This window comes from Caulobacter sp. GW821-FHT09B11 (assembly GCF_059418205.1).
In genome coordinates this window covers 113,230-124,020 of sequence record NZ_JBWKPK010000017.1, presented here as the reverse complement: position 1 = coordinate 124,020, position 10,791 = coordinate 113,230, and the positions used below count along the sequence as shown (strand labels likewise).

The 10,791-nt window shown below is 68.9% G+C and carries 7 protein-coding genes and 1 tRNA gene; 4 read left to right on the top strand and 4 right to left on the bottom strand.

The annotated features are described in order from the left end of the window. Nucleotides 1–495: 495 nt before the first annotated feature. Both AC07N1_RS14535 and AC07N1_RS14530 read right to left on the bottom strand, forming a co-directional pair. Entirely contained in the window at nucleotides 496–1,311 is an 816-nt protein-coding gene (locus AC07N1_RS14535; protein WP_494672455.1) for a hypothetical protein, read from the bottom strand. Between the two features lie 183 nt (nucleotides 1,312–1,494). Further along, nucleotides 1,495–1,569: transfer RNA gene (locus AC07N1_RS14530), tRNA-Lys, on the bottom strand. A gap of 227 nt (nucleotides 1,570–1,796) precedes the next feature. Here AC07N1_RS14530 and AC07N1_RS14525 point away from each other — a divergent pair. From AC07N1_RS14525 to AC07N1_RS14510, 4 genes are all read left to right on the top strand, one after another. Then, nucleotides 1,797–3,047, top strand: a complete 1,251-nt coding sequence (locus tag AC07N1_RS14525; RefSeq protein ID WP_494672454.1) for a rhamnogalacturonan acetylesterase — start codon at nucleotides 1,797–1,799, stop codon at nucleotides 3,045–3,047. Nucleotides 3,048–3,055: 8 nt separating this feature from the next. Further along, a complete protein-coding gene (locus AC07N1_RS14520) occupies nucleotides 3,056–4,033 on the top strand; it encodes an alpha/beta hydrolase (protein ID WP_494672453.1) in 978 nt (325 codons plus the stop codon). After that, nucleotides 4,030–5,472, top strand: coding sequence for a rhamnogalacturonidase (locus tag AC07N1_RS14515; protein ID WP_494672452.1), 1,443 nt, complete (start codon nucleotides 4,030–4,032; stop codon nucleotides 5,470–5,472). Before AC07N1_RS14520 ends, AC07N1_RS14515 begins: the two co-directional genes overlap by 4 nt. Before the next feature lie 186 nt (nucleotides 5,473–5,658). Continuing rightward, nucleotides 5,659–7,485, top strand: a complete 1,827-nt coding sequence (locus tag AC07N1_RS14510) for an ATP-binding protein (protein WP_494672451.1) — start codon at nucleotides 5,659–5,661, stop codon at nucleotides 7,483–7,485. Between the two features lie 319 nt (nucleotides 7,486–7,804). Here the strand turns inward: AC07N1_RS14510 and AC07N1_RS14505 are convergent, their stop codons facing one another. Next, nucleotides 7,805–9,439 carry an MFS transporter gene (locus tag AC07N1_RS14505; RefSeq protein ID WP_494672450.1) on the bottom strand — a complete coding sequence of 545 codons (1,635 nt, stop codon included), beginning with the start codon at nucleotides 9,437–9,439 and terminating at the stop codon, nucleotides 7,805–7,807. A 218-nt stretch (nucleotides 9,440–9,657) separates the two neighbouring features. Continuing rightward, nucleotides 9,658–10,767 carry a beta-galactosidase BglB gene (gene bglB / locus AC07N1_RS14500; RefSeq protein WP_494672449.1) on the bottom strand — a complete coding sequence of 370 codons (1,110 nt, stop codon included), beginning with the start codon at nucleotides 10,765–10,767 and terminating at the stop codon, nucleotides 9,658–9,660. Between the last annotated feature and the right edge of the window lie 24 nt (nucleotides 10,768–10,791).

Below are 10,791 nucleotides of genomic sequence, written 5' to 3'. Positions count from 1 at the left end.
GAGCTTCGCTAGCCATCGCGTGCAGACAGAAGGCGCCGGAGCGGACCCTCGGACGGGCGGGAGCCTATTGCAGGCAGACTCCCGATGGATGGGTTTACGTCCCCCATCCTCGTTTAAGCCTTCAGGCCCGGCTCTTGCCGCTCCTTCAGCCCCGCTCGATCGCATCGCCGTCGCACGCTTCGGGCCGGATCCTTGCGCCCTCTCCCTGCGACGGGACGGGGTCTATTGTGCGGGGGATTTCGACGCGTCTGATCCACGGGCGTGAGAAAGTTTTACGGCGTTGATCGGGTTGAACTCATTCGCGAGCTCAACGGGGATAGACGTCCGCCTATCCCCGTCCGACGCGGGTTTCCTTCTCCCATAGGGAAAAGGTGGCGCGAAGCGTCGGATGAGGGGTTAGGGACCGGAGACGGCGTGCCGGCACGCCGGTTGGCGGCGTAACCCCTCACCCTCCCACGCTTCGCGCGGGCCCCTCCCTCTCCCTCTGGGAGAGGGTCAGTCGGTAGGCCCCTGCGGCCCCGTCGGCGTCGGCGCCGGTTGTGGCGCGGCGGGGGCGGGGACGATCGGGAAGCGGGGCTTGCGCTTGGCTTGCGGCGCGGCCGTCGCCGGTTCGGCCGGGGGGGCGTGGACGTCGGGGATGGGCTCGACGGTCGGGCCGACCACCGAGGGCGCAGGCTTGGGCGGCGGGGGCGGGGGCGCGTCATTGCCGCCCATGAACGGGAAGCGGCGCTTCTTGGGCTCGGGCTGGGGCTCGCCGCGGTGCTGGGGCGTGGCCGGCGGCATGCAGCCGCGCGCCTCGCCCAGGCCCTTGAGATAGGCGCGGCGCACGGCGCCGGCGGCCATGGCCGACTGCACGAGGCGGTCGTGCTTTTCGGCCCCGGTCAGCTTGCGGACCCAGCCGCGCATCGGGATCAGGTCCTGGGCGGCGCTGGCCATGGCGCCCAGGGCGGCGTCGCCGGCGGCCTTGCGGCCCCGGTCCATCAAGTCCTCGTCCTCGCCGGGCGGGACCTGGTCCATGTCGATGCCCAGGGCCGCGTCGAGCGGCTTGATCAGGGCGGTCAGCTGGCCGCAGCTGGCGGGCATGGGGCGGGCGTAGGGATCCTGCATGGCCTCCAGCAGGGCGGCCGGGATCTTGGTGCGCATCAGGTTGACGTCGCGCAGGGGCGCGGTCACCGCGCCGCCGATGCCGTCCTTGTTGGCCTCGGACGTGGTCTGGATCTTTTCGGGCGGCGGCTCCGGGGCCGGTTCACGGGTGCTGGCGCAGGCGGCGAGCAGGGGAAGCGCGGCGGCGAGGAGGAGCAGACTTCGCATGACGTGACCCTAACGCGCCTGAAGCCAACTCGTCATCCGCCGTTGAAGACGAATCGAGAGGGGCTTTCGAATGGTTGAGCCGAGTTCGCCTGGAACCAAGGCGCAGTTTGGGCGGGAGGGGCGTCGCGGGCGCCCGGTTCCCCGAAGGGGAAACTCAAAACACGTTGGATTTCAAAGGGAAGGTGGTGGGCCGGCTGGGATTCGAACCCAGGACCATTCGATTAAAAGTCGAATGCTCTACCACTGAGCTACCGGCCCGCTGTCGACACGGGGGTGGCCGTGAGAAGCGGCGCGGAACATAGTCGGGCCTCCCATGCGTCGCAAGCCGCGTTTCGTCGGATTGGTCCGGCGGGCTTCACTATTTGTCCCACATATTGGTTTTGTGTGGCGACATGTGAAATATCTTGCGCTGGCGGCCGTTATTCGGGAATGGTCCGGCGAAGAACGGCGGCCGTCAGCCGCGCGCGAGGGGGAGACCGACGAGGATGCAGCTGAAGCGACGCAGCGTTCTGGCCGGCCTGATTCTGGCGCCGGCGACCGCCGCCCTGGCGGGAGAAACGCCGATGACCGCCCTCAAATTCGATTTCACCAGCAAGCCGCGCGAGGGCTGGACGGCCGTCGCGGCCGACCGCCTGTACGACCCCGCCGCCGGCTACGGCTTCGAACCGGGGGAGGGGCGGTCGTTCTCGGTCGCGGTTCCGGAAGGCGACTGGCGCGTGACGCTGGAGGTGGACGGCGGCGCGGACCTGACCGTGAAGGCCGAATCCCGCCGGCTGATGGCCGAGCAGATCCGCACCAAGGCCAAGGAGCGCTGCGAGGTGGTGTTCGTCGTGAACACCCGTAACCCCGCCCTGCCGCCGCCGCCCAAGAACGCCCCGGGCGGGACCGAGGTGATCCTCAATCCGCGCGAGAAGGGCACGCCCAACTGGGACGACAGGCTGACCGTCGAGTTCTGCGGCCCGACCCCCAAGGTGGCGCGGATGAGCGTCGAGCCGGCCAGCGTGCCGCGCGTCTTCCTGCTGGGCGACTCGACGGTCACCGACCAGCCGTTTGAGCCGGCGGCCGGCTGGGGCCAGATGCTGCCCAGGTTCTTCGCCCCGACCGTGTCGGTGGCCAGCCACGCCGAGTCCGGCGAGACGATGAAGTCGTTCCTGATGGAGCATCGGCTGGACAAGGTGCTGAGCCAGACGCGGGCCGGCGACTTCGCGCTGATCCAGTTCGGCCACAACGACCAGAAAGCGAACTGGCCCCAGACCTATGTCGAGGCGGCCACGACCTGGCGCGACTACCTCAAGGCCTATGTCGGCGAGTTCCGGCGCAGGAACGCCACGCCCGTGCTGGTGACCTCGATGCACCGCCGGCGCTTCGACGCCGAGGGGCGGATCGTCAACACCCACGGCGACTATCCGGCCGCCGTGCTGGCGGTGGGCCAGGAGCTGGGCGTGCCGGTGATCGATCTGGCGGCCATGAGCAAGGTCTTCTACGAGGCCCTGGGGCCGGCGGAATCGCCCAAGGCCTTCGCCGACGGCGGCAAGGACATCACCCACCACGACAACTACGGCGCCTATGAACTGGCGCGGTGCGTCGTGGAAGGGATCAAGGCGGGCGTGCCGGAGCTGGCGCGCCATCTTTCCGCCGACGCCGGGACGTTCGATCCGGCCAGGCCGACCCCGCCCGACAGCTTCGTCATGGCTCCCAGCGCGGCGCGCAGCAGCGCGGCCCTGCGCGGAAATTGAGGTATCCGATGATCGACCGTCGCTCCCTCCTGGCCCTGGCCGGCGCGACCGCCGCCAGCCCGGCCCTGGCGCAAGGCGCTGCTCCTGAGGCTGTTAAGCCCGCCGCTTCCCTGCTGGAGATCCAGCCGATCTGGCCGGGCAAGGCCCCGGGCGGCGAGAAGGTCACGGCCAAGGAGCAGGTGATCCTGCGCACGCCGGGCGGCGATCCCAACGACACGGCCTTCCTGCACATCAACGATCCGGTGCTGATGATGCGCCGGCCCAAGAACCCCAACGGCGCGGCGATCCTGATGATCCCGGGCGGCGGCTATGTGCGGGTGGCGGTCAGCAAGGCCGGCGGAGCGATCGACCAGTGGATCGCCGACCAGGGCGTGACCGCCTTCGTGATGACCTACCGACTGCCGGCCGACGGCTGGGCGGCAGGACCGGACGTCGCTTTGCAGGACGCCCAACGGGCCATCCGCATCATCCGCTCGCGGGCCGGCGAGCTGGGCCTGGATCCCGAGCGCGTGGGCGTGATGGGCTTCTCGGCCGGCGGTCACCTGGCCGGGCGGCTGTCGACCCAGTTCAAGCGCCAGACCTACGCCCCGATCGACGCCATCGACACGCTGTCGACGCGGCCGTCGGTGGCGGGGCTGTTCTATCCGGTGGTGACCATGCAGCCGCCGTTCGCGCACGGCGGCTCGCTGAAGGAACTGCTGGGCGCCGACGCCTCCGAAGCGCGGCGCAAGGCGGTCTCGCTGGAGCTGGACGTGCCGGCCGACACGCCGCCGACCTTCATCGCCACCGCCGCCGACGACAAGGTGGTGCCGGCCGACAACTCGCTGCTGCTGTACTCGGCCCTGCGCAAGGCCGGCGTGCCCAGCGAGCTGCACATGTTCGAGAAGGGCGGCCACGGCTTTGGCCTGACGGGCCCCAAGGGGCTGGACATGAGCTGGCCGCAGCTCTTGCCGCCGTTCCTGCGCCGTCACGGCCTCTACACGTGACCTTCGACGTCCGGACCTTCGGCGCCGTCGGCGACGGGCAGGCGCTGGACACCGACGCGATAAACGCCGCCATCGCGGCGGCGTCCGCGGCCGGCGGCGGGATCGTGCGGCTGCCGGCGGGGCGCTATCTGAGCTTCTCCATCCGGCTGGCCAGCGGGGTGACCCTGCGGCTGGACGAGGGCTGCGTGCTGGTCGCGGCCGATCCGGCGCGGCACGGCGGGGCCTATGATCCGCCGGAGGACAATCCGCACGACCTCTACCAGGACTTCGGCCACAGCCACTGGCGCAACAGCCTGATCTGGGGCGAGGACCTGGAGGACGTGGCCATCGTCGGTCCCGGCCGCATCGACGGCGAGGGCCTGACCCGCGAGGGGCCGGGGTCGCGCTGGCGCCGGCAGGCCGGCGAGTTTCCGCTGAGCATGGTGGGCCTCTCGGCCGAGGCCATGGCCGAGCTCGTGCCCGAGCGGGCGGCGATGATCGGCCAGGGCAACAAGGCGATCGCCCTGAAGCGCTGCCGAGGCGTGCGTCTGTCGGGCTTCACGATCCATCGCGGCGGGCACTTCGCGCTGCTGGCGACGGGCTGCGAGGACCTGGCGATCGAAACCCTGCTGATCGACACCAACCGCGACGGGCTCGACATCGACGCCTGCCGGCGGGTGCGGATCGCCCACTGCCGGGTCAACACGCCCAACGACGACGCCATCGTGCTGAAGGCCTCGATGGCCCTGGGCGAGGTCCTGCCCACGGAAGACGTCGAGATCGTCGGCTGCCACGTCTCGGGCTTCGACCTGGGCACGGTGCTGGACGGCAGCCTGGGGCGGACCCAACAGATCGCGCCGGACCAGGACCGGGTCACCGGCCGCATCAAGATCGGCACCGAGAGCAACGGGGACTTCCGCCGGATCAGGATCAAGGACTGCCTGCTGGAGCGCTCGCGCGGGCTGGCGCTGGAGACCGTCGACGGCGGGACGATCGAGGACGTCGAGATCGAGGACGTGCGGCTGGTCGAGATGACCAGCGCGCCGCTGTTCCTGCGGCTGGGCGCGCGGCTGCGCGGGCCGGAGGGGACCAGGGCCGGGGCGCTGCGCCGGGTGCGGGTGCGCAACCTGGCCGGATCCGAGGCGCGGGCCGACCTGCCGGTGATCCTGGCCGGCCTGCCGGACGCGCCGATCGAGGACGTGCGGCTGGAGGGGCTTTCGCTGTCGTTCCTGGGCGGGGCCAAGGCGGCGGGCGTCGAGCCGCCGGATCTGGCCGACGCCTATCCCGAGCCGCGGATGTTCGGCGATCCGCCGGCCTGGGGTCTGTGGGCGCGGCACGTGAAGGGCCTGTCGATCGATGGCCTGGCGCTGAACGCCGCCCCTGACGCCCGCGCGCCGGTGCGGATCGACGGCAAGGTCGTGCCGCTGGACGCCTTCGCCCGCGCGGCGGCGGTCGGCTAGCCGACGCCCGGTCGCGAGAGCGCTGCCGCAAGCGCTACCTTGGGTGTGGTCAGCCCTGCGGCCTAGCGTCGCGATGGGTGTTTCGAAGGCTTCCGAGGCTTCGATTTTAGCACCTCGGACTCCTAGATGATGGACAAACGGGAGGGGTCGAGCCGTTCGATCCGTCGCGCCGTCGATCCTGGGGCCATGTTCAGAGCCAGCATCCTTCGCACCCTCGCCACCATCGCGGTCGTGGCGGTCCTGGCGGTCGGGACGGACTACGTGGTGAACGTGCTGCTGCTGGCGCGGCCGTACATCTTCACGCCGTGGATGACGATGACCATCGTCGCGATCGCAGGCGGGCCGCTGGTCTATTTCCTCCATAGCCAGCGCCTGAGCCTGAAGGCGGCCAAGCGCGACCTGTACGAGAGCCTGAAGGTGCAGCGCCAGTCGGCCGAGGAGGCCGAGCGGCGGCGGCTGGAGGCCGAGCGCGCCCTGGCGCGGCTGCGCGAGCAGGAGTCGCTGTACGGCATCCTGGCCAACAACCTGACCGACGCGCTGTCGCTGTGGAATCGCGAGGGCAAGCGGCTCTACAATTCGCCGGCCATCGAGCGGCTGACCGGCTACACGCCCGAGGAGTTCCTGGTCGCGCCGAACCTGCTGGGCGTCGATCAAGAGGACGGGGCCAAGGCGGTGGCGGCCATCCGCGAGCTGAAGAGGCCGACAGACACCCGCACGCTGGAATACCGCTTCCGCCGCAAGGACGGGACGCAGATCTGGATCGAGAGCACCTATTCGCTGGTGCCGGCCGAGGACGGCGGCGGCTTCATCGCCACCAGCCGCGACGTCACCGAGCGCAAGCGCCTGGCGCAGGACCTGGCCCAGGCCGCGCAGGAGGCGCAGGGCGCAGCCGCCGCCAAGGCCGACTTCCTGGCCAACATGACCCACGAGCTGCGCACGCCGCTGACGGCGATCATCGGCTTCTCGGGCCTCTTGCGGCAGTCGTCGGCCCTGTCGGAGACCGACGCGCGGCAGGTGCGGCTGATCCACGAGGCCAGCAACACCCTGCTGGGCGTGATCAACGACGTGCTCGACTTCTCGCGCCTGGAGGCGGGGCTGGAGTTCGACGCCGAACCCTTCCGGCCCTGCGACATGGCCCGCTCGGCCGCCGCCCTGATCGAGACCCAGGCCCAGCAAAAGGGCCTGCCGGTGCTGGTGGAGTTCGGGCCGGGCCTGAAGCCCCTGGTCGGCGACGCCGCGCGGCTGAACCAGGTGCTGCTGAACTTCCTGTCCAACGCCGTGAAGTTCACGAGCGAGGGGCGGATCCTGATCTCGGTCAGCCAGCAGGCCTCGGCGGTCGGCCAGCGCCTGCGGATCGAGGTGCGCGACACCGGCATCGGCGTGCCGGGCGACATGCACGAGGCGGTGTTCGAACGCTTCATCCAGGCCGACGCCGGCGTCTCGCGGCGGTTCGGGGGCACGGGTCTGGGGCTGGCGATCTGCAAGCGGATCATCGACGCCATGGGCGGCCGCATCGGCGTGGAGAGCGCGCCGGGGAGGGGCTCGACCTTCTGGTTCGAGGTCGACCTGCCGATCACCGACACCGTGGCCGTCGACATCCCCGTCGCGGCCCAGCCGGCGGCCCTGGAGCGGCCGGCGCGGGTGCTGCTGGTCGAGGACAATCCGGCCAACCGCGAATTGATCGGGGCGCTGCTGGCGCCGTTCGACGTCGAGGTCGAGACGGCCGTCGACGGGGTGGGGGCGGTCGACGCCTTCAAGGCCGGCAAGGCCTATGACCTGGTCTTGATGGACGTGCAGATGCCGGTGATGGACGGCCTGACCGCCACTCGCCGCATCCGCGCCCTGGAACACGCCGGCCGTCACACGCCGATCGTCGCCATGACCGCCAACGTCCTGCCCGAACAGGTCGCCAACTGCCTGGCCGCCGGCATGGACGACCACCTGGGCAAGCCGATCAACCCGACGCGGCTGCTGGAGACGGTGGCGCGGTGGAGCCAGGCGGAGGCGGCGTAGATCTTGAGGAACCTCCCCCGGTGGGGGAGGTGATCGCGAAGCGATCGGTGGGGGGAGCGACTTCCAACCTTCCGACGCAGCGGAAGCTGAAACCGTCCCCCCCACCGGCCTTCGGCCGCCTCCCCCACGGGGGGAGGTTTCTAGGGCTCGTCCTTCTCCCCTTGCGGGAGAAGGTGTCGGCGAAGCCGACGGATGAGGGGTTGCACGAACGAAAACGCCGCGACGGCTGATCGGCTGTCGCGGCGTTCTGTTTCTGAGAGACCCCTCACCCGACCTCCTTCGGAGGCCACCCTCTCCCGTAAGGGGAGAGGGGAGGGCGTCAGGTGATGTCCGGGATGTGGTCGCTGCCGACCGCCGGCTTGGCTTTCGCGCCGCGGCCCCAGAGGGTCTCGTACTTCCAGCCGGTGAGGTCTTCGACGATGGCCTTGGACTCCGGGGTCTCGGCTTCGGTCGCGCCGGCGCGCAGGCGTTCGACTTCGTGGACCAGGACCTCGTGGGTGCGGGCGTTGAGGCGGAACTTCCAGGAGATGAGCATGCCGGCGATCATCACGATAAGCGGGCCGCCGACCATGACCAGAACGAGGGCGCGGACGGCTTCCGGCGACTGTTCGGGCGGCGGGGCGCCCTTGGCGGCCGAGACGAAGCCGCCCAGGCCGATCAGGCTGGTGGTCAGCAGGATGGCGCCCGACTGGGCGATCTTGCGCACGAAGGTCATGACCCCGGCGAAGATGCCTTCGCGGCGCTGGCCGGTGACGGCCTCGTCGACGTCGGGCAGGTAGTTGTAGACGCCCCAGGGGACGAAATTCAGCGTGCCGCGGCCCAGGCCCGCCAGGATGATCGGCAGGAACAGCCACAGCAGGACGGTCGGGTTGAAGCCCGAGGCGCCGGGCAGGGCGGTGAAGATGTTGCCGTTCAGGGCCGCCACGCCGGCCGTGAAGCCGGCCGGCTTGACCAGGAAGAAGCCCAGGAACAGCAGCAGGGCCGCGCCGACGAAGCTGATGGCCATGCGGTAGGCGGCGGTCGGGCCGGTCTTGATGATCACGCGGATGGCGATCATCACCGAGATCAGCTGGGCCACGTACATCATGGTCATGGCCTGGGAGATCACCAGGGTCGAGCCGACCATCACCGTGGCCACGAACAGCGGGAAGGCGGTGTTGAAGATGTCCTGGCTGATGTAGCCGCCCAGATAGAGCGACAGGTGCTGGCGGAAGGCCTTCAGCTTCAGGGTCGAGAACAGGTCGCGGAACATGTTGACCGGGATCAGCGCCGCCCTGGCCCAGTTCATGGGCTCGGGCTGGATCAGCTTCTCGTCCTCGGTGTAGGGGCGTTCCCAGGTGAACAGCACCACCAGCAGGACGACCAGGCTGAACAGGCCGCCGAAGATGGCCGCCATGATCAGGAAGGTGTTGGGGCTGTCCTTGCCGCCGAAGTGGTTGATGATCAGCGTCGGCAGGTAGGAGGCCAGGATCGCCGAGCTTTGGGCGACCAGCATGCGCGCGCCGGCGAACTTGGCCTTCTCCTTGTAATCCTTGGTCATTTCCGCCGCGAGAGTTTCCCACGGGATCAGGAACATCGTGTAGACGAACTCGAAGAAGATGAAGGTCAGCAAGTAGTAGGTGAAGGTCTGGCCGGTGACGAAGATCAGGGCGAAGGCCGGCAGCAGCGGGATGGTCAGCAGCAGGAACAGCTTCCGCCGCCCGACCTTCCGGCCGATCCAGGTGTGGCGCAGGTTGTCGGAGATGTAGCCGATCAGCGGGCAGGTGATGGCTTCCAGCAGGCGCGGCAGGCCCAGGATCAGGCCCGTCTCGACCGGGGAAAGCCCGCAGAAGGTGATGAAGAAATAGGCCAGCCAGCCGGTGATCACGGCCTGGGCGCCGGCCCCCAGCAGGTCGCCGGAGCCCCAGCCCCAATAGTTGATCCAGGACGGTTTGCGGGCGTCTGGCGTGGCCATTTTCGTTTCGTGTCCCAAAAGGTGGGGATCTTGTCGCCCCCGAGTCCGGTCCAGTCGATTGACCGGACCTGCTAGTCCCAATTGCTCGGCGTCTGAGCCGAAAACCTCGCCCTTCGACAGGCTCAGGATGAGGTTTTTCTACTGGCCGGGCCTATGAGTGGTCCTCATCCTGAGCTTGTCGAAGGACGAGGACCACGCAACGGACCGAAGTTACGACCCTAGATGAAGGCGCGCTGGAACTCGCCGAGGGCCAGCATGGCCAGCGACTGGCCGTAGGGCATCGAGGTCAGCGGGATGTCCTTGTAGCCCTGGATCGTGTCGAACACCGGGGTGCCGAACGAGACCTGCTGCAGTTCACCGGCGTCGTCGATATTGGCCAGCACGCCCTTGATGGCGCGGATGGCGACGGCTTCGTATTCCTTGCCGATGTAGCGCTTGCGGACGGCCTTCAGCACGCCGTAGGCGAAGCCGGCCGTGGCCGAGGCTTCCAGGTACGAGGTCTTGTCGTTGATGATCGTGTGCCAGAGGCCGCTCTCGGCGTCCTGGAACTCGGTCAGGGCCTTGATCTGGGCTTCCAGCGCGTCGATCAGGAAGGCGCGCAAACCATCGCCCGGCTTCAGGTCGAGCAGCTCGATGAATTCCGGGATGGCGATCGTCACCCAGCAGTTCCCGCGGGCCCACAGGGCGTCGGCGAAGTTGTGACGGCCCTCGAAGGTCCAGCCGTGGAACCACAGGCCGGTCTTGCGGTCGGCCAGGTACTTGATGTGGACCATGAACTGGCGCTTGGCCTCCTCGACGAAGTCGGGGCGGTCGAGCAGCAGGCCGATCTTGGCCAGCGGCAGCACGCTCATCATCAGCGTGTCGTCCCACAGCTGCTGCGGGTTCTCGCTGTTGAAGACGATGTGCTGGAAGCCGCCTTCCTCGGTGCGCGGACCCTCGTACATGACGTAGTCGGCCCAGGTCTCGAGATAGGGGATGTAGGTGTGGTCGCCGGTGGCCTCGTACAGGTAGGCCAGGGTCAGGAACGGCGAGACCGTGTTGATGTTCTTGGTCGGGGTGCCGGCCTCGAAGCGGTCGGCGAACCACTTGGTCATGATGTCGAAGGCGCGCTCGTCGCCGTACATCTCGTACTGCTTCCACAGGCCGTACAGGCCCACGCCGTGGGTCCATTCCCAGTCGTTCCAGCCCTTGGTGTCGATGACGCGGCCGTCGTCGAGGCGCAGCAGGAACTCGCCCGTCTCGTCGGTGATGTCGACGAGGTTGCTGATCAGAAGGGCGATCTTGGCCTTGACGTCCTTGGCCTCGATGCCGTGAGCGAGATTGGGCACGGTAGTCTCCTAAAGGGTAGGTCT

Bases quoted from the DNA above. Each gene is read 5' to 3' on its own strand.
- AC07N1_RS14535 (WP_494672455.1), bottom strand. From the start codon at position 1,311: ATGCGAAGTCTGCTCCTCCTCGCCGCCGCGCTTCCCCTGCTCGCCGCC.
- AC07N1_RS14525 (WP_494672454.1), top strand. From the start codon at position 1,797: ATGCAGCTGAAGCGACGCAGCGTTCTGGCCGGCCTGATTCTGGCGCCG.
- AC07N1_RS14520 (WP_494672453.1), top strand. From the start codon at position 3,056: ATGATCGACCGTCGCTCCCTCCTGGCCCTGGCCGGCGCGACCGCCGCC.
- AC07N1_RS14510 (WP_494672451.1), top strand. From the start codon at position 5,659: ATGTTCAGAGCCAGCATCCTTCGCACCCTCGCCACCATCGCGGTCGTG.
- AC07N1_RS14505 (WP_494672450.1), bottom strand. From the start codon at position 9,439: ATGGCCACGCCAGACGCCCGCAAACCGTCCTGGATCAACTATTGGGGC.